Source organism: Streptomyces rubellomurinus (genome assembly GCF_000961885.1).
GTDB classification, from domain to species: Bacteria; Actinomycetota; Actinomycetes; order Streptomycetales; family Streptomycetaceae; genus Kitasatospora; species Kitasatospora rubellomurina.
The window spans coordinates 80534-99257 of record NZ_JZKH01000010.1 but is presented as its reverse complement, the minus strand read 5'-3'; the positions used below and the strand labels follow the sequence as shown (position 1 = coordinate 99257).

Here is an 18724-nt window from a genome sequence, read left to right as displayed (position 1 = left end):
GTGACCGGGCCGGCGGCCCGGCGGACGGTCGAAGGGCGAGGGGCAGCGGCGTGGCACTGGTCAAGAAGGGCTCCCGCCGCATCGTCGTCGACGGCGTCGCGTACCGCTGGCGGACGAGCCGGAAGCACTGGTGCTGCGACTACGACGGCGGCACCCTCGCGTACGCGGTGGAGCACGCGGACCGCCCCGGGACGACGCTCGTCGTGGAGACCGGCCGCCCGTTCGTCCAGGAACCGCGCCTGCTGCCGGCCGAGCTCGTCCTGCCGGGGGAGGTCGCCGCGGGCATCCGGGCCGCACGGTCGCGGGGCTGGCGGCCGGACGCCCCCGGGTCGCCGTTCCAGCTGCGCCTGTCCGCCGCCCGGGACGGCTCCGAACCGGCCTGAATCCTGGCGGTCCGTCATCCACGCCTGAGATCATTCCTCGGCGCGCTGTGGAAGCGCCGGGGGGAGGAACCGTGAGGCGGGCGGACCGTGGTGGGGACGCGGAGTTGTGGCGAAGGTGCCGGGAGATCGCGGAGGCGCTGCCGCTGCCGGAGCCGTTCGAGGTGACGGCCCTCGCCGCGACCCTGGCGCAGGCCCGGGGCCGGCCGCTCGAACTGGTGCCGCTGCCCGGGCGGAGCCGGGGCCCGTGCGGGATCCTGGCCAGCACCGACCGGGCCGACTACATCGGGTACCCCTCCGACACCAGCGTGCTGCACCAGCAGCACATCCTGCTCCACGAGGTCGGCCACCTGCTCTGCGGGCACACCGGGGCGACGGCGCTCGGCTCCGCCGCGTCCGAGGCGCTGATGCCCCACTTGTCCGGTGAGCTGATCCGGCGGGTGCTCGGCCGCTCCGCCTACTCCGACCGGCAGGAGCAGGAGGCCGAACTGATCGCCACCCTCGTCCTGCAGCGCGCCCGGCACCGGGCCCGGGCCCCACGCCCGGACGCCGGCGAAGCCGACGACCGGGTGGCCCGGCTGGGCTCCGTGTTCGGCCCGGCCCCGAGGCACCCCCGTGCGGCGGACCGTGGGTGACCGGCTGGCCGACGCGGCCGACTACCTCGCCTGCCTGGTCACCCTCGTCGGCACGGCCGGCAAGGCCTGGTCGGACCGGGGGCGGCGCTCGGATCCGGCGCTGCGCCACGTCTACACCGCCGGGCTGTGCATGGCGCTGGGGCTGGCGCTCTCGGCGCCGGGGACCTTCGCCGCGGCGAGCCTGCCCGGCGCCCGGGCCTGGCCGTGGCCCTGGCTCGGGTCCGGCTGCCTGCGGCTGGTCGGCGACGAGCTGGAGCTCCTCGCGGTCGGCGCCCTGGCGATGCTGGCCCACTCGATCCAGCCGCCGGACGCGGTCCGGGGCGGGCTCCGGGCCGGGCTGCGCCGGCAGGCGGCCGTCACGGCGGGGGCCGGGCTGCTGAGCGTCACCGCGTACGTCGCGGCGGACCCCGCCCAGGTGGGCAACCGGGTGGTCGTCGACGACGGCCGGGGGCGGGCGCTGCTGGTCGTCTATGTCGGGCTGCTCACGGCCCACCTGGTCTGGCGCCTGGTCGTGTTCGGTCTGCTGGTCGGCCGCTCCGCCGCCCGGATGCCGCCGGGCGCGCTGCGTTCGGGCGTGCGGATGATGGCCTTCGGCACCGTGATCGGGCTGCTCTGGACGGCCAGCAACGTCATCGACGTGGTGGAGGCGCTGACCACCGGCGGTGTGGCCGGCGGCGAGAGCGCGGCGTCCGCGGTGGTGGCGCTCGCCTGCGTCGTCCTGATGCTCGCGGGGGCGACCGCGCCGCTCTGGCGCGGCCGGCTGGCGCGCTGGTCGCGGCCGCTGCGCGCCCGGTACGCCTACCGCCGGCTGGAGCCGCTCTGGTCGGCGCTGCGGGCAACGGTACCGGCGGTGGAACTGCTGCCGGACACCGCGCGGACGGGCCGGCGCGCGCCGCACGGTGCGCAGTTCGCGCTGTACCGCCGCGTCATCGAGATCCGCGACGGGCAGCTCGCGCTGCGACCGTACGTGCACCCGCACGTGCCGTCGTGGGTCGCCGAGTTCACGGCGGACGCGGCCGGGCGCGACCAGCTCGCGGTGACGGTGGAGGCGGCCGGCATCGCCGCCGCCCTGGAGGCGACCGCGGCCGGGCATCGCTACCCGGCGGGACCGTCGACCGGGTACGTCGCCGCCGAGGGGCAGGTCGGCATCGACGAGGAGGTGGCCTGGCTGGTCAGGGTCGCGGACGCCTTCGCCGGCTCCCCGGCCGTGGCCGGGGTCCGCCGCCGGGTGCGGGCGGAGCTGGGCCGCGGCCCCGGCTGAGGACGCGGCCCCCCGGCCACCGGGCCCGGATCCGGCCCCGCGGCCTAGCGACGCACGGCGGTGATCAGCGCGTAGCCGACCGGGGGGAGCGCCCCGAAGGTCTCGAACAGCTTGGCCGCGGCCTCGTGTTCGGGGCCGAGCTCGCCGCCGACCATGGCGCGCAGGGCCTGGTGGAAGGCGTCGGAGGCGACCCGGTAGGAGCGGCCGATGTTGGTCCGGATGTCGGTGAACTCGACGAGGTCCAGGCCGGCCCGGTCCAGCAGCCGCTGGTAGTCGGCGCGGCTGATGAGCGGCGCGAACTGGAGCAGCCCGCAGGCGGTGGCCAGCACCTCGGCGTGCTCCGGGGAGACCTCGCCGTCCAGGAAGAAGTCCACGATCACGAACCGCGCGCCGGGCCGCAGCACCCGGCCGACGTGGTCGACGGCCGCCTCCTTCTCCGCCATGTGCACCAGCGACTCGATCGCGTAGGCGCCGTCGAAGGAGCCGTCCGCGAAGGGGAGTTCGGTCGCGTCGGCCAGCTCGAAGGCGACCTGGCCGGCCTCCTGCCCGACCTCCGGCCGGTCCTGGGCGACCTTGATCTGGTGCTCGCTGATGCTGACGCCCGTCACGTGGACGCGGTGCCGGTCGGCGATCCGCACCGCCGGCCGGCCGCTGCCGCAGCCGACGTCCAGCACGCGCATCCCGTCCGCCGGGACGAGCCGCTCGCCCGCCAGGTCCGTGAGGCGGTCGGTGGCCCGGTCGATCGGACTGTCGTCGTGCTCGTCGTCCCAGTACCCGAAATGGATGTTGTCGCCGAGCGCCGCGGACAGCGCGTCGGTCAGCTGGTCGTACAGGGAGCCCACGGCGTTGTCACCGGCGGCGGGCGCGGACGTGCTCATAGTCGATCCATCCTCACGGTCGAAGCGTCTTGGGAGGCTTGCTCTTGGAGATCCGGTGCGGCCATGCGTGACGGTCTTCACGAGCGGCCCGGCGCGCTGCTCGACGGTGTCTCAGCACGTCAGCGGCAGGGCGGTGCTCGTTGGCTGAAACGAATTCAGGTCGGAGAGTCGTGGGCTGAGATGGATGGTCGGGATGCTAACAGGGGGTGCGGAGGGGGCGGGAGCGTGTGCAAGTGAGCCATTTGTCCGCTCCGGTGTCGTCCGCGGGGCGGATCGTGACCGAAACCGTTCGGGCCGGAATTGGCCGAATTCGATGCTTCGGCGGCCGCCGGCACGGGTGGCGAATCCCGCGTGGGGAGGCCGGGCCGTGCGGAGATCCGCAGGCCGGAGGAGGTGCGTGGCCGGTCCGGTGGCCGTCTGCAGTGGCAACTGCCAGGTGAATGCGGTGTGTTGATTACCGGCCGCGCTTTGACTGAGCCATGGGGATTTTCGACAATGCTCCCCGGGAGGGTGGCTGCCGTCGCGGCCGGATCCCCGCCGATCGGGAGGGGAAAGCGGCTGTGGACGGTGAACTGCCGAAGGGCACGGCGCGGCGCTTCATGAAGATGGCGTCACTGCCGGTCGGATTCGCCGGGCGCACCGCGTTCGGGCTGGCCCGGCGGCTCGCGGGCGGTGCCGAGGACCTGATCAGGACCGAGATCGAGGAACGCACCGCCCGGCAGCTCTTCGCCGTGCTCGGCGAACTCAAGGGCGGTGCGCAGAAGTTCGGCCAGGTGCTCAGCGTGATGGAGAGCGCGCTGCCGGAGCACCTGGTGCGGCCCTACCGGGCGGCGCTGACCAGCCTGCAGGAGAGCGGGCCCGCTCTGCCGGTCCGTACCGTCCACGCCGTGCTGCGCGAGCACCTCGGCGAGGACTGGCGGGAGTCGCTGCCGGAGTTCGGCGACAAGCCGGTGGCCACCGCCTCCATCGGCCAGGTGCACCGGGGGCGCTGGCGCGACGGCCGGGAGGTCGCGGTCAAGGTCCAGCACCCCGGCGCCGCCGAGGCCCTCGCCTCGGACTTCGGCCACCTGATCCGGATCAGCCCGATCATCGACCGGGTCACCGGCGGCGAGCTCAACGTCAAGGAGATCGTGGCGGAGCTGCGCGCGCGGACGATCGAGGAGCTGGACTACCTCCATGAGGCCGAGTCCCAGGCCGTGTTCGCGAAGGCCTTCGCCGACGACCCGGACTTCCTCGTGCCCGCGGTGGTCGAGGCGACCGAACGCGTCCTGGTGACCGAGTGGTTGGACGGCACACCGGCCTCCGCCGTCATGGCGGACGGCACCCAGGAGGACCGGAACCGGCTGGGCCTGCTGCTCGCCCGGTTCAACCACGCCGGGCCGAACCGCTGCGGCCTGCTGCACGCCGATCCGCACCCGGGGAACTTCCGCCTCACCGGCGACGGCCGGCTCGGGGTGCTCGACTTCGGCGCCGTGGTCCGGCTGCCGGACGGCCCGATCCCGTCGATGGGCCAGATGATACGGGCCTGCGTCGACGGCGATCCGGAGCGGATGGTCGCGCTGATGCGCGAGGCCGGGCTCCTCAGGGAGCGCAAGGGCGGCCGGGGCGGGGGGAGCGGGGAGCCCGAGGACTGGGGCTGGCTGACCCGCTCGCTGGAGATGCTCGTCCAGCCGCTGGCCGAGGAGGTCTTCACCTTCGACCGCGCGTGGCTGCGCGAGGCGGTGCGCAGGGCCACGCTCACCAAGGACGCGGAGGTCCTTCGGGAGCGCATGGTGATGCTGCCGGAGCACGTGCAGCTCCAGCGGGTGTGGATGGCCGAGATGGCGATGCTCAGCCAGCTGGGCGCCCGGATCCCCTACCGGGCGGAGGCCGTCGCGGGCATGCCGGGCTTCGCGGCCGATGCCGCCGGGCCGGGCGCCGACGCGCCGGACGCCGCCGCGCCCTCCCGCGACTCCTGACGGGCCTGAGCACCCGCACGGCGAACGGGCGGCCGCTACCGCGTGGGTAGCGGCCGCCGCCCGTCCGCGGAGTCCGGCGGCTACTTGTCCGCGGTGAGCGTGCCGGCCACGCCCCAGTTCTCCGCCGGGTACTCCTGCACCCACACCATCACGCTCTCCGCGGGGACCTCCAGGGCCTCCACGAACGCGTCGGTGACCTTCTTGACCAGCTCGCGCTTCTGCTCGACGGTGCGCGGGCCCTGCTGGATGGTGACGATCGGCATCTTCGGCTCCTCTTTCGGGGGTGTCCCGCCGGTTCCTCCGGCTGAGACCAGTTCACCCGATCGGGCCCGTCCGCACCCAGACCCGAATCGCTCTGGCAGCGATCACGGATCCTGATCGTCGCAGGTCAGGCTGCTCGGCAGGCTTCCAGGAGCAGTCGGGGCAGCGGGGCGGAGCGGCGCACGGCGACGGAGACCGGCAGGGCGAGCGGGGTCCGGCAGGGCCGGAAGACGATCCGCTGGGTGGTCGTCATCCGGGTGTTGGCGGCGTACACCACCGTCCACGAGGGGGCGCCGGCGCCGATCGAGGCCAGGGTGTCCTGGAGGATGCTCTGCGACGGGAGGAGGCTCGGCCGGAACCCGGCCCGCGCGCAGGCGTCCAGGACCAGGTCCACCAGCGCCGGGTGGTTGTGGCGCTCGGTCAACCGGAGCGGCAGGGCGGCGAGGTCCGCGAGGTCGACGGCCGGCTGCTCGGCGAGGGGGTGCCGGGCGGGCAGCGCGAGCACCAACTCCTCCTGCCAGACCGGCAGGAAGCGCAGCTCGGGGCTGACCTCGGCGACGGCACCGCGGACGAAGGCGGCGTCCAGCCGCCCGTCCGCCAGCTGCGCGAGCCGCTCCCGCACGGGCTCGGCCCGGAGCTCGACCAGCACCTCCGGGGCACGCCGCTGGTAGGCGTCCAGGATCAGGTCGAGCCGCTCGCCGAGCCCGGTGACGGTGCCGAGCCGCAGCACGGCCGGCGCCGCCAGCTCCGCGGCGAGCGCCCGGGCGGCGTCCTCGGCGGCCAGCACCTGCCGGGCGGCGGGCAGGAAGCGCTCCCCGGCCGGCGTCAGCCGGACGTACCGGGGCGAACGGTCGAACAGCTCGACCTTCACCTCCCGCTCCAGCCGCCGCACCTGCTGGCTCACCGCGGGCTGCCCCAGCAGCAGCCGCTCGGCGGCCCGCCCGAAGTGCAACTCCTCCGCGACGGCGACGAAGCAGCGTAGCTGCCGTAGCTCCATGGATCCCCCTGCAAACGATCTTGCGGACGGCTCCATGGTCGCAGGCCGGGGCCCGGTCCCACCGCAGGGCCTCCCGGCCGCGCCGCCGTCGCCACCCGCCCCTGACCGGCCCGCCGCCGAACGGGACGCGACTGACCGGCCCGCCGCCGAACGGCCCGCCGCCGAGGGCCGGCTCAGTCCGCGGCGGGGACGCGGACGCCCTCCCAGAGGAGCCGGCGGTCGCGCTGCGGGTCCACCTCGATCCGGGACGGGTGGTCGATGACGCGGGTGTTCCGCTGCTCCGGCGTGTAGGCCGGCCAGGAGTCCAGCGGCCGGCCGGTGCGGGCGAAGGCCAGCCAGTGGTCCTGGACCTCGTCCTGCACGGCGCGGAAGCCCTGCCGTCCGCCGGCCAGCGTCAGCAGCCGCACCGGCGCGCTGTCAACGCCGCCGAACACCGGCAGCAGTTCGATGCCGTGGATGGCCCCCAGCCCGGCGAGGCGCAGCGCGCGGGGCGCGAAGTCGAAGCGGTAGCAGTACGTGGCGGCGCGGCGGCTGTGGCCTTCGAGGACGGCCTGCGCGGGCCGCCACAGCACGAAGTCCGTGCTGACCCGGATCGCGGCCGCCCGCTTCGGGTACCCCGGATAGGCGGCGGCGACCCGGTCGGGGTCGGCGCCGCAGCGTTCCAGCGCGGCGCGCAGCGCGGGCGCGGTGGTCGGCACGGTCGCGTCGAACTGGGCGAGGGTGTTCTCGTCGCGGTTGGTGCCGATGATCAGCGGCAGTGCCCGCGCGCCGCCCTTGGCGAGGGCGTCCAGCGGGGCCTGCGGCAGCAGGTCCCCGTCGATCACCGGTGCGATCGGGTAACTGCCGGGATTGGCCCGCACGGTGTCCCGCACGGCCCGCTCGGTGGCCCGGCAGAGGTCCTTGGCGGCCGCCTCGGGCAGGGCCCGCGCCGCGGCGGCCGGGGTGACGCCGAGGTGGCCGAGGAGCCGGCGGGCGAACCGCCTGGCCTCCGCGGGCTCCACGGCCGCCCAGTCCGCGGCCGGGCTCTGCGCGATCGCGCGGTGGAACAGCCCGTCCGCGGCCGGGGTGGCCATCAGCGTCAGCGCCGCGTCCGCGCCGGACGACTCGCCGAAGAGGGTGACGTTGTCCGGGTCGCCGCCGAACGCGGCGATGTTGCGGCGCACCCACTTCAGCGCCGCCAGCTGGTCCCGCAGGCCGAGGTTCGACTCGAACGGCCGGTCGGCGCTGGAGAGTTCGCTGAAGTCGACGTAACCGAGCGCCCCTAGGCGGTAGTTGACCGTCACCACCACCACGTCGCCGCGCGCCGCGAGCGAGTCGCCGGGGTATCGGGCCGCGGTGTCGAAGAGGTAACTGCCGCCATGCAGGAAGACCATGACGGGCCGTGGCCGTGTCGAGGCGTCCGGTGGCGCGGTCACGTTCAGGGTCAGGCAGTCCTCGCCGGTCGGGCGCAGGCCCACCATCGGGTTGCGGCGCTGGACGGCCGCGTCGCCGAACCTGGTGGCGTCGCGCACGCCCGTCCACGGCCGCACCGGTTGCGGCGCCCGGAAGCGCAACTCCCCGACCGGTGCGGCCGCGTAGGGGATCGACCGCCACTGCACCGCGCGCGGGGCCCGTCGTCCGCGGACGACGCCGTCCATGGTCTCGACGTCAGTCGTGAACATCGTGCCTCTCTTCCTCCGGGATGCCGAGGGACCCACGCTAGTTGGTGACGCTCCGTCAGGTCGCGGCGGGTCGGCTCAGGCCAGGGCCGCCGGCCCCGCGCGCAGGACGTGCTGGAACGCGTCGGCCAGGTGCTCGGCGAACTCCACGGGGTAACGGTCCGTCCACACCCACACGTTGAGCCGCACTCCGCCGTCTGCGGCGTACCAGACCTCGGTCTCCAGCTCGCTCATCGTGGTCGGGGCGTCCATGCGGACGAACTCGGAGCGGCAGGACGGCAGCGGCAGCTCCGGATCGCTCAGGTTCTCCACCAGGAGCACCGGCAGCCGGCCGAGCGCTTCCTGGCCCATCCCGGCGAGCACCGGCATGGCCGCCTCGGCGAAGGACACGTCCTGGGCGGCGAGCGCGGCGCCGACCGCCCGCCCGGCGCCGTCCCACACGTCGCTCTCGGCGGTCGCGGGGCGCAGCCGCAGGCAGAACATGTCCATCCGGGTGGACATCGACCGGCCGGGGTCGCCGGCCCAGCTGGAGAACGGCACCAGCAGGGCGAGTTCGTCCTGGCCGGACAGCCCGCGCAGGATCGAGGAGTACGCGACGGCCAGCGCCGCCAGCCTGGTCGACCCCTGCCGGCGGACGGCGGCGTCCCAGGGCTCCATCTCCCGGGCGGAGACCTGCCGGGACACCGACACCCGGGGGCCGTCGGTGGCCGAGGAGGGCAGCCGGCCGGGCAGGGCGAGCTGCGGGAGGCCGTCGAGCTCCCGCGTCCAGTAGCCGATCTGGCCGTCCACGTCGGCGGCCGCGCGCCGCCGCCGGTAGATGTCGGCGATCTCGGCCAGGGTCTGGGCGGGCTGCGCGAACTCCGGGGCGCGGCCGAGCAGTCGGGCCCGGTAGGCGGTGGCCAGGTCGGCGGCCATCGGCTCCTGGGACGCGCCGTCGAACGCCACGTGGTGGACGATGAGACCGAACAGCAGGCGTCCGCTGTCGGTGCTCCGCACCACCGCGCAGCGCCAGATCCTCCCCTCGGCGAGCGACAGCGGCCGGTAGAGCGCGGCGTGCAGGGCGGCCACCGCCTCGTCCTCGGTGCGCTCGTCCGGCAGCTGCCGCAGCTCCGGTCCGGGCAGGTCGGGGGAGGGCACCGCGGTGGGGCCGGGGTCCATCAGGTACCGCGAGTGCAGCGCCTGGTGGCGGCCGTGGACGTCGAGGATCGCCCGGGACAGCGCCCCGAGGTCCGGGGTGCCGTCGAGCCACCACGCCATCGAGCAGAGGTACGCGAGGTCGGAGGCCTCGGACCTGCCCTCCCACAGGGCCAGCGCGTAGTGCACGGGCAGCGCGACCGGGCCGCCGGCCTGCTCCGCCGCGGTGCCGTGCGCCGCGGCACCGCCCGTACCCGCCTCCCGGGCGTCCAGCAGCGGCTTCAGCGCGACGGCGAGGTCGCGCACGGTCGAGGTCACGAACACCTGCGAGGCCGGTACCGCCACCCCGAACTCCGCGGCCACCTTCGCGCAGAGCCGGGCCGCGTCGAGCGAGTTGGCGCCCAGCTCGAAGATCGAGCGCTCCGGCGGGACACCGGCACGGCCGAGGATCTGGCCGAACACGGCCGCCAGGCGCGTCTCGACGGGGTCCAGCGCGTGCTGCGCCCCCGGCGCGTTGTCCGGGTACTCGTCGTGCTCGTCCTCGGCGGCGAGCCGCTCGACCGTCCGCTGGTCGACCTTGCCGCTGGCCAGCAGGGGCATCGCCGCGAGCCGGCGGATCCGGTCGGGCACCAGGTAGCCGGGCAGCCGGGTGGCCAGTTCGGCGCGCACGGCCGGTTCGTCGGGCACGTTCTCGCCGCGCCCGGCGTAGCACAGGCACAGGCTCCGGCCGCGCCCCTCCGGGCCGTCGAGCACCACCACCGCGGCGGCCGTGATCCCGGCGACGCGGGTGGCGGCCCGCTCGATCTCGGCCGGCTCGATCCGGTGGCCGCGGATCTTGACCTGCCGGTCGAGGCGGCCGTCGAAGTACAGCACGTGCTCGGCCGAGTAGTGCCCGAGGTCGCCGGTCCGGTACACCCGGTGGGTCCGCCCGTCGACGGTGACCTCGGGGAACTTCCTCGCCGTGAGCTCCGGGTCGCCGAGGTAGCCCGTCGCGAGCCCGGCCCCGGCGATGCACAGTTCACCCGTCTCGCCCGGGGCGCAGGGCCGGTCCCCGTCCAGGACGAGGATCGTCGTCCCGTCGAGCACCCGGCCCAGCGGGACGCCGGCGGGGTCGACGCAGTCCTCGGCCGTGACCCGGCGCGCGGTCACCACCGCGGTGGTCTCCACGGGGCCGTACATGTTGTGCAGGGCGACGGCCGGGAAGCGCGCCACGAAGCGCCCCATGTGGCCGGCGGAGGCGCGCTCGCCGCCGGTGATCAGCCAGCGCAGCCCCTCGAACGCGTCGAGGTCCTCGTCGACGATCATGTTGAACAGCGTGGCCGTCAGGGAGGCGCCGTTGACGCCGTGCTCGGCCACCAGTCGGCGGAGCGTGGCCGGCACCAGCACCGCGTCGTCGACGAACACCGACGTGCCGCCGTTCATCAGGACGCCCCAGCCGTCGAGGCAGAACCCGTCCCAGGTCGCCGGCGCGAGCTGCGGCACCACGTTGCCGGGGCCGTAGTCGGCGAAGTCGCACTCCTCGAAGAGGCTGACCATGCCGCGGTGGGGGACGACGGTCGCCTTGGGCGTGCCGCTCGATCCCGAGGTGAAGAACACGGCGAACGGCTCGCCGCCGCGCACCTCGATCCGCTGCGGTGCGCGGCCCGCGGTGACGTGGGTGTCCGTCAGGTCCGCCACCCGGGGCGGCGCCACCACCGGGACGGGCCACGCGCCGGCCTCCGAGGTCACCAGCAGCTTCGCGTCCAGGGCCGCGATCAGTGAGGTGAGCCGCTCCCGCGGCCACCGGAGGTCGAGGGCGGAGTAGGCGGCGCCGCGTTCGAGCACCGCCAGCAGGGCCGCGACGAGCTCCGGGCCGCGGGCCATGAGCACCGGCACCAGATCGCCCCGCCCGACGCCGTGGCGCGCGAGCTCGGCGGCGTAGTCGTCGGCGAGTGCCTGCAGTTCGCGGTAGGTCACCCGCCGGTCGCCGGACACGATCGCCACCGCGGACGGCCGTTCCTCCGCGCACCGGCGGACCAGCCCGTGCACCGTTTCGATGCCGTGACGCCCCCCGGTGGAATTCCGTGTGTGACTTTCATTTTCCATCGGAACCACGATGTCCCCCCGTGATTGTGGAATGCCTGTGTGCTCTGGAATTGTCGTCGCTCGTTCGATCGCCGCGCGGCCGTCCCGGTTCTGCCGTGCCCCGCACGGACCGGGAGGAGTCATCGCCGCCGCATTGCGGCATTCGCGTGCGCCCGGTTCGGACGTTACCCTTTCCGCGCGAGCGCCATCCATGCGATAGCGACTTGCGCACTGAGACGCACGCGGTCGACCGGCGGTTGCGCCGGGATCTCCCTCACAGTACTGCACGGGACGGGGCCGGAACGCCAGCCCTCGGCGGCTCGTCCGGCATGCGGAACACGGCGGCCTCGACGAAACCGACGCCGGCCTTGCGGGCCTTGGGGCGAAGGCCATTGCCGGGCTTTTTCTGTTACGTTCTTTCACTTTCCGGAATTCGCCGCCCGTGACACAAAGAGGCCGCCGGATCCGTCTCCTTCGCGCCGGATTGGCCGGACCCTGCCACCTTGGCCGGACCGTGTCGTGGGTCACTTGACGCGCTCGCTTTCGAGCGCATCTACTGATCTCCGAGCCGCCGATCGGGCGGTTTCCGCTCCGTCCGCAATGGGTTGGGTAACCCGTTTCACGGGGCGAGGGAACGCCCGGCCGAATGTCTCGCACCGGGCGACGGGGGAGTGGTCGTGATCCGGTGCCGTGCGCGCCGGATCCGACCCGGAATCGGACTTCACGCATGACCGTCACGGAAGACTTCGAGCGCCACGATCGTCCCCGGCAGGCCCCCCGGCCCGCCGCCGTCCTCCCGGTCGACGACCTCCGGCTGGACCACGTGGAGCTCTACGTCGAGGACCTGGAGCGCGCGGCCGCCGAGTGGACCGGCCGGTACCGCTTCGCCGTCGTCGGCACCGCGGGCGGGCCGGCGGACGGGTGCCGCAGCCTCGCCCTGCGTCAGGGCAGGATCCTCCTGGTGCTCACCGAAGGCACCGACGAGGAGCACCCGGCCGCCGTCTACGTCCGGCGCCACGGCTCGGGCGTGGCCCGCATCGCCCTGCGCACCGGCGACGCGTCGGCCGCCCTCGCCCACGCGGTGGACCGCGGAGCCCGGCCGCTGGCCGGCGAGGTCGGGGGCACCGCCGTCGCCGAGCTCGCCGGCTTCGGGGACGTCGTCCACACCCTGGTCGAACGCGACGCCGCCGACGACGGGCTCCCGCCCGGGTTCCGGCCCGTCGACACCGGAACCGGCGCCGGCACCGCAACCGGCGCCGGCTCGGACGGTCCGGAACCCGGGCTGCTGGAGATCGACCACTTCGCCGTGTGCGTGAACGTCGGTGAGCTCGACGAGACGGTCGCGTTCTACCGGCAGGCCCTCGGGTTCCGGGAGATCTTTGAGGAGCGCATCGCCGTCGGATCGCAGGCGATGCTGTCGAAGGTGGTGCAGAGCCGCAGTGGTGACATCACCTTCACCGTCATCCAGCCGGACCCGGCCGCCGACCCCGGCCAGATCGACGACTTCCTGAAGAACCACGGCGGTTCGGGCGTCCAGCACATCGCCTTCTCCAGCGAGGACGCCGTCGGCTCGGTCCGAGCCCTGTCCGGCGGCGGCGTGGAGTTCCTGAGCACCCCCGCCACCTACTACGAACTGCTTGCCCGACGCGTGGAGTTGCGCCGGCACGGCCTGGAGGCGCTGCGCGAGCTGAACCTGCTCGTCGACGAGGACCACGGCGGGCAGCTCTTCCAGGTCTTCACCCGGTCCACGCACCCGCGGCGCACCCTCTTCTTCGAGGTCATCGAGCGACTCGGCGCCGAGACCTTCGGATCCTCCAACATCAAGGCCCTGTACGAGGCCGTCGAGCTGGACCGGCTGCGCCAGGACGGCCCCGCCCGCCAGCCGTAGCGGGACGGCCCCTACGGCCCCTACGGCCGCGAGGCGGTGAGGAGGAGGTAGCCGGCGACGACCGCGACCACGGCCAGCACCACCGCGGCGAGCACGGCGACCACGAGGAGCCCGCTGACCCCGGCGATCGCGATCCACCCGAAGCGCTCGGCGCGCGCCGCCCGTTCGGCCACCCGCTCGGCGTCCGCGTCGCCGTCCCGGTCCTCGTACCAGCTCCGACCCGTCATGATCCCTCCCGGCCGGGAGCCTATCCGGCCACGAACAAGCCGTCCGCGCCGGGGCGATCCCCGGTGCGGACGGCTTGTGTGCGGGGCCGGTGCGGTCAGTCCTCGGCGCCTCGGCGGCGCCCGGCCATCCACACGTAGACCAGGATGCCGGCGAACAGGAACAGCACGCCCTGGTAGACGGCGGCGTAGCCGGCCCCGGCGAGCAGCCAGAGCGAGAAGCCGAACGCGCCCACGCCCAGCACGGCGTCGCGGACCAGCCGCCCGCCGTCGACCTTCTCGCTCGCGCCGCGCACCAGCCAGTACAGCTGGGCGGCGGTGGAGAGCAGGTACGGGACGGTCGCGGTGAAGGTGGTGACCAGCACCAGCATGTCGAACGCGCCCTTGGCGCCGCTGGCGAAGTTGGCCACCGTCAGCACCGAGGCGAGCGCGACGCTGACGATCACGCCGAAGGTCGGCACCCCGCGCTTCTCCTTGCCGAAGGCGGCCGGGAACAGCCCGTCCTTCGCCGCCGCGTACGGGGCCTGCGCGGCCAGCAGGGTCCAGCCGTTGAGCGCGCCGGTCATCGAGACCAGCGCGGCGACGGCGATCGCGGTGCCGCCCCAGGTGCCGCCGAACATGGCGTTCACGGCGTCCGAGAACGGCGCACTGGAGTGCACCAGCGTGTCGTGCGCGACGGTGCCGAACACCGCGAGCGTGCCCAGCAAGTAGACCACGGCCGCGCCGGTGGTGCCGAGCACGCTGGCCCGGCCGACGTTGCGCTCCGGGTCGCGGACCTGGCCGGCGCTCATCGCGGCCGACTCGACGCCCAGGTAGCTGAACAGCAGGATCGCCGCCGCGGCGCTCATGCCGCCGAGCGCGCCCTGGCCGCTCGCGTTGAACGGGCCGAGGTTCTTCGGGTCGAAGAAGAACAGGCCGCCCACCGAGACGATCGCCAGCGGGACGAACTTCAGGACGGTGGAGACGAGTTGGACGACTCCGACGTACCGGGTGCCGGCCAGGTTGGCGAGCGCGGGCAGCCACTGGAAGGCGAGCGCGACGGCGATGCTGACGGCCGTGTTGTGCGCGACCGGCACCAGCACGTCGAGGTAGCCGACCGCGGCGACCGCGAGCGCGGCGTTGCTCACCCAGGTGGTGATCCAGTACGACCAGGCGGACAGGAAGCCGGCGAAGTCCCCGAAGGCCTCGCGGGCGTAGACGTACGGCCCGCCGGTGCGCGGGTTGCGGCGCGCCAGCTGCCCGAAGACCAGCGCCAGGGCGATCGCGCCCACGGTGAGCACGACGAAGGAGACCAGGCTGAGCGTGCCGAACGGTGCCACGGCCGCCGGGATCATGAAGATGCCGCCGCCGATGATGTTGCCCATGACCAGGGCGGTGGCGGTCGGCAGCCCGAAGCGGCCGCTCTTCGAGCCGCTCTTCGAGCCGCTCGTCGAGCCGGCCTTCTCGGGTCCGGGGGTGACCTGGTCCGGGGTGTCCGGTCCGCTCGGTCGGGTCGCCTGCCGGGGTGCGGCCGGGCTGGTCTGCATGAGGGTGGTGCGCCTTTCGTGGTCCTGCTCGCGCTCGGTGGAGCGACCGTTCATGCTCGGACCAGGGCGAACTGTGCACCAAATCGATGGGATTTGTTCGCCCGGGCGAGCCGATCACCGCAAGATTTCCGGTCGCACCCGGGCCGCACCGGCGCTCGTCCGGCGCTCGTCCGGCGCCCTTCGCGAGGCCGTTCGACCCGATATGCGGGCGTGCGGCCGTGTTCGTCCGCGCGGGGGAGATGTGTCACCCGGATGTCCCAGCGCGGTTGCGGCGAGCGCCCGCCGGTCCGCGTTCGTGTGCCAACCTTGGCGCGGCGCTCCGAGGTGGGGCGCCGCCCGTTCTGTCTTGCGGTCGAACTGACCGTTCGGGGGCGCGGGTTGAGGACCAGAGACGAACAAAAAAGGACATCGGATGTCGCTTCGTGGGAAGATCCGCAAGCTCGCCGTGATCACCGTCGTGACGGGTGCCGCCGCCCTCGCGGCGCCGGCTCCGGCGATGGCGGCCTGGCACGTGTCGGACGCGCAGTCCGCCATGAGCATGAGCACGGGCTCCGCCGGCGTCGGCCTGTTCGGCCCGCACGCCAACTGGCTCAACGCCGACTCGTACACCGACGACTTCTGCGCCGGCGACTGCTGATCGGCCGATCCGGCCGATCCAGCTGATCCGGCCCTGGGCCCGGGACCGCCTCGGCGGCCCCGGGCTCACGGCTGTCCGGGCCGCCGACCGGCCGGTTCCGGCGCCTGGGCGTCGGCGGACCGCCGGGAGAGCCGCCCCGGCCACCACATGTGCCGGTCCAGGTCCATGGTCAGCGCGGTGACCAGCACCGAGCGCACCACCAGGGTGTCCATCAGGACGCCCAGCGCCACCGCGAAGCCGATCTCGGCGAAGGCGACCAGCGGCAGCGTCCCCAGCACGGCGAAGGTGCTGGCCAGGATCAGCCCGGCCGAGGTGATCACGCCGCCGGTCGCCGACAGCCCGGTCAGCGCGCCCTGCCGGGTGCCGTGCTGGGCGGACTCCTCCCGCACCCGGGTCATCAGGAAGATGTTGTAGTCGATCCCCAGGGCGACCAGGAAGACGAAGACGAACAGCGGGAACGCCTGGTCCTGGCCCTGGAAGTGGAAGACGTTCGCGAAGAAGAACGCGCTGATCCCGAGCGCCGCCGCGTACGACAGCACCACCGTCGCGATCAGCACCAGCGGCGCGGTGACGGCCCGCAGCAGTACGGCCAGGATCAGCAGCACCACGCCGAGCACCAGCGGGATGATCGCCCGGTTGTCGTTCGCGGCCGCCCGCCCGGCGTCCAGCACGACGGCCGTGTTGCCGCCCACCTTGGCGTCCGCGCCCGGCACGGCGTGCACGGCGGCGCGCACCCGGTCGACGGTGTCCTTGGCGGCCCGGCTGTCCGGCGGGTCGGTGAGGGTGGCCCGGAACAGCGCCCGCCCGTCCCGGACGATCGGCGGCGAGGCGTCCGCCACCCCGGGCGTGGACCGGGCGGCGGCCCGGACGGCCGGCGCGTCGGCCGCGGTGGACACGATGCTGAGCGGGGCGCCCGTCCCCCCGGGGAAGTGCTGCTCCAGCACCTGCTGGCCGACCACCGAGTCGGGCTTGCCGGTGAACGTCCCGGCCGTGCTGACCCCGGAGGCGTTCAGCGAGACCAGCCCCACGCAGCAGACCGCGAGCGCCAGCGCCGTCCCGACCCACACCGCGCGGGGCCGCCGGGCGATCCACGCCCCGACGTGCGCCCAGCGGCCGCTGCGGGTCGGCTCCGGCGTGCCGTACCCGGGCCTGACCGGCCAGAACACCCATCGGCCGACGATCACCAGCAGCGCGGGCAGCAGGGTCAGCATGGCGGCGAGGGCGACCAGCACGCCGATCGCCAGCACCGGGCCGAGGCCGCGGGTGGAGTTCATCTCGGCGATCAGCAGGCAGAGCATCGAGGCGACCACGGTGGCCGAGGAGGCGAGGACGGCGGGACCGGCCCGGTGCAGGGCGAAGGCCATCGCCTCGTGCCGGTCCTCGTGGCGGCGCAGCTCCTCGCGGTAGCGGGCGGTGAGCAGCAGCGCGTAGTCCGTCCCCGCGCCGAGCACCAGGACGATCAGGATGCCGGCGCTCTGCGCGTTGACGGTCAGCCCGGCGTGCTCGGCCAGCAGGTAGATGAACGCCTGGGAGACGGTCAGCGCGCCGGCCGCGGAGAGCAGCGGCAGCAGCCACAGCACCGGGCTGCGGTAGGTGAGCAGCAGCAGGACGACGACCACGCTGACGGTGGCGGCGAGCAGGGAGCTGTCGATGCCCGCGAAGGCCTTGGCCTGGTCAGCGCCGATCCCGCCGGGGCCGGTGACGTGGGTGGTCATGCCCTGGCTGTTCGCGGCGGCGGTGCTGCGCAGGGTCTCGACGGCGGGTTTGAGGGCGTTCCAGCCGTTGCTGCCGCTGATGTCGATCGGCACGACGGTCTGCATCGCCTGGCCGTCGCCGGAGACCACCGGCCCGACGACCGGGCCGACGACGTGCGGGACGGCGGCGAAGCCGGCGGCCTCGCGCGCGGCCTCCGCCCGGTCGGCGGGGGTGACGCCGCCGGTCCGCTGGTAGACGACGACGGCCTGCGCGGTGTCCACCGGCTGGAAGGTCCGCTGCTCGTTCAGGACGACGGTGGACTCGGCGCTGCCCGGCAGCCAGCTGGACGCCTGGTTGTCCTCGGCGCCCGTCAGCTTTCCGGCCAGCGGGCCGAGGGCGACGAGCAGCACCAACCACAGGGCGAGCACCACCCACTTGCTCCGGCGCCCGCACGGCAGCGAGGCGAGTTTCCAGGTCGAGGACACGGCACTACCCCCAGAGGCGGAGACTCGTTCCAGCCTGACACCGGTCGCGCCACCCGGCAGCTCCAGGCGCGGGCGGCCCTCAGACGGCGACGGCCGCCCGCGCCCGCAGCCCCTTCAGCGCCGTGATGTCCATCGCGTGCCCGGTGCCGTCCCCGCCGTGCTTGCGGTCCGGGGTCTCCACCACCAGCGGCACCCCGGAGGTCTCCGGGTGCTCGAACAGCTCCCGGAACGGCTCCGCCCCGATCATCCCGGCGCCGATGTTGGCGTGCCGGTCCTTGCGCGCCCCGACCACGTCCTCCGAGTCGTTGGCGTGGATCAGCCGCAGCCGTCCCGGCCCGGCCGCCGAGGCGAGCGCGTCCAGCGCGGCCGTCACCCCGCCCGGCACGGCCAGGTCGTGCCCGGCCGCGAAGGCGTGGCAGGTGTCCAGGCAGACGCCCACCTTCGGGTGGCCGTCCAGCGCCTCCACGTACTCGGCCAGCTGCTCCAGCCGCGAGCACAGCGAGCTGCCCTGCCCGGCGGTCGGCTCCAGCAGCAGCCACGGCGCGTCCTCGCCGAGCCCGTCCAGCTCCGCCAGCAGCGGCCGGACGTCGGCGCGCACCTGCGCCATCGCCTCGGCCCGCCGCGAGCCGCCGCCGGGCGCCGTCCCGACCGCCGAGCCGGTGTGCAGCACCACGCCCAGCGCGCCGATCGCGTGCGCGCGGCGCAGCGAGTGCCGCAGCGAGGCGGCCGAGCGCTCCCGGGTGGCCGGGTTGTCGGAGCCGAAGTTGATCAGGTACGGGGCGTGCACCCAGGCCGTCATTCCCAGCTCGGCGCAGGCGGCCCGGAACTCCTCGTCCTGCGCCGGGTTGCCGGCGGGAGTGGCCCAGCCGCGCGGGTTGGCGGTGAACACCTGCACCGTCTCGGCGCCGACCCGCCGTGCGTACGCCAGGCCCGTTCCGACCAGTCCCTTCCCGGCGACCGGGACGTGCGCCCCGATCGGGTTGCGGAGGTCGGCGAGGGACGGAACGGGCGCGGTGCTCATGGCCCCGAGCATGCCACGGGCC

Annotated in this window: 15 protein-coding genes; 6 read left to right on the top strand and 9 right to left on the bottom strand. The window is 74.3% G+C overall.

Annotation, left to right across the window (positions count from 1 at the left end; all coding sequences use genetic code 11):
- The first annotated feature begins 50 nt into the window (after positions 1 to 50).
- From VM95_RS07715 to VM95_RS07705, 3 genes are all read left to right on the top strand, one after another.
- Complete coding sequence (locus VM95_RS07715; protein ID WP_045693293.1) at positions 51 to 383, top strand: hypothetical protein; 333 nt, start codon at positions 51 to 53, stop codon at positions 381 to 383.
- Positions 384 to 454: 71 nt separating this feature from the next.
- Positions 455 to 1015: a M78 family metallopeptidase domain-containing protein gene (locus VM95_RS07710; RefSeq protein ID WP_208615419.1), complete on the top strand. Its 561-nt coding sequence runs from the start codon at positions 455 to 457 to the stop codon at positions 1013 to 1015.
- Positions 996 to 2276 carry an MAB_1171c family putative transporter gene (locus tag VM95_RS07705; protein WP_052707192.1) on the top strand — a complete coding sequence of 427 codons (1281 nt, stop codon included), beginning with the start codon at positions 996 to 998 and terminating at the stop codon, positions 2274 to 2276. The genes VM95_RS07710 and VM95_RS07705 overlap by 20 nt, the downstream gene beginning before the upstream one ends.
- A gap of 44 nt (positions 2277 to 2320) precedes the next feature.
- On the opposite strand, the gene VM95_RS07700 is transcribed toward VM95_RS07705, so the two are convergent.
- Positions 2321 to 3154, bottom strand: coding sequence for an SAM-dependent methyltransferase (locus VM95_RS07700; RefSeq protein WP_045693292.1), 834 nt, complete (start codon positions 3152 to 3154; stop codon positions 2321 to 2323).
- 560 nt (positions 3155 to 3714) lie between these two features.
- Here VM95_RS07700 and VM95_RS07695 point away from each other — a divergent pair.
- Positions 3715 to 5112 carry an ABC1 kinase family protein gene (locus VM95_RS07695; RefSeq protein WP_244178664.1) on the top strand — a complete coding sequence of 466 codons (1398 nt, stop codon included), beginning with the start codon at positions 3715 to 3717 and terminating at the stop codon, positions 5110 to 5112.
- 80 nt (positions 5113 to 5192) lie between these two features.
- Here the strand turns inward: VM95_RS07695 and dmpI are convergent, their stop codons facing one another.
- The 4 genes from dmpI to VM95_RS07670 all read right to left on the bottom strand — a co-directional run bounded on the left by dmpI (position 5193) and on the right by VM95_RS07670 (position 11247).
- Complete coding sequence (gene dmpI, locus VM95_RS07690; protein ID WP_045693291.1) at positions 5193 to 5375, bottom strand: 4-oxalocrotonate tautomerase DmpI; 183 nt, start codon at positions 5373 to 5375, stop codon at positions 5193 to 5195.
- A 125-nt stretch (positions 5376 to 5500) separates the two neighbouring features.
- Entirely contained in the window at positions 5501 to 6370 is an 870-nt protein-coding gene (locus tag VM95_RS07685; RefSeq protein ID WP_045693290.1) for a LysR family transcriptional regulator, read from the bottom strand.
- A 173-nt stretch (positions 6371 to 6543) separates the two neighbouring features.
- Positions 6544 to 8031, bottom strand: a complete 1488-nt coding sequence (locus tag VM95_RS07675; RefSeq protein WP_045693288.1) for a carboxylesterase/lipase family protein — start codon at positions 8029 to 8031, stop codon at positions 6544 to 6546.
- Positions 8032 to 8106: 75 nt separating this feature from the next.
- Positions 8107 to 11247, bottom strand: coding sequence for an amino acid adenylation domain-containing protein (locus VM95_RS07670; RefSeq protein ID WP_279616817.1), 3141 nt, complete (start codon positions 11245 to 11247; stop codon positions 8107 to 8109).
- A 706-nt stretch (positions 11248 to 11953) separates the two neighbouring features.
- On the opposite strand from VM95_RS07670, the gene hppD reads away from it, so the two are divergent.
- A complete protein-coding gene (hppD, locus tag VM95_RS07665; RefSeq protein WP_045693287.1) occupies positions 11954 to 13114 on the top strand; it encodes a 4-hydroxyphenylpyruvate dioxygenase in 1161 nt (386 codons plus the stop codon).
- A gap of 20 nt (positions 13115 to 13134) precedes the next feature.
- Here the strand turns inward: hppD and VM95_RS07660 are convergent, their stop codons facing one another.
- Together VM95_RS07660 and VM95_RS07655 are read right to left on the bottom strand one after the other, a co-directional pair.
- Positions 13135 to 13341 (bottom strand): hypothetical protein, encoded by a 207-nt coding sequence (locus VM95_RS07660; RefSeq protein WP_045693286.1) that lies wholly within the window; start codon positions 13339 to 13341, stop codon positions 13135 to 13137.
- Positions 13342 to 13436: 95 nt separating this feature from the next.
- On the bottom strand, positions 13437 to 14864 hold the full coding sequence (locus tag VM95_RS07655; RefSeq protein WP_107072878.1) for an amino acid permease: 1428 nt from the start codon (positions 14862 to 14864) through the stop codon (positions 13437 to 13439).
- A gap of 412 nt (positions 14865 to 15276) precedes the next feature.
- Here VM95_RS07655 and VM95_RS07650 point away from each other — a divergent pair, with 412 nt between their 5' ends.
- Positions 15277 to 15501, top strand: a complete 225-nt coding sequence (locus tag VM95_RS07650; protein ID WP_045693285.1) for a hypothetical protein — start codon at positions 15277 to 15279, stop codon at positions 15499 to 15501.
- A 65-nt stretch (positions 15502 to 15566) separates the two neighbouring features.
- On the opposite strand, the gene VM95_RS07645 is transcribed toward VM95_RS07650, so the two are convergent.
- Positions 15567 to 17681 (bottom strand): MMPL family transporter, encoded by a 2115-nt coding sequence (locus tag VM95_RS07645; protein ID WP_045693284.1) that lies wholly within the window; start codon positions 17679 to 17681, stop codon positions 15567 to 15569.
- Between the two features lie 79 nt (positions 17682 to 17760).
- Entirely contained in the window at positions 17761 to 18702 is a 942-nt protein-coding gene (locus VM95_RS07640; protein ID WP_045693341.1) for a deoxyribonuclease IV, read from the bottom strand.
- Between the last annotated feature and the right edge of the window lie 22 nt (positions 18703 to 18724).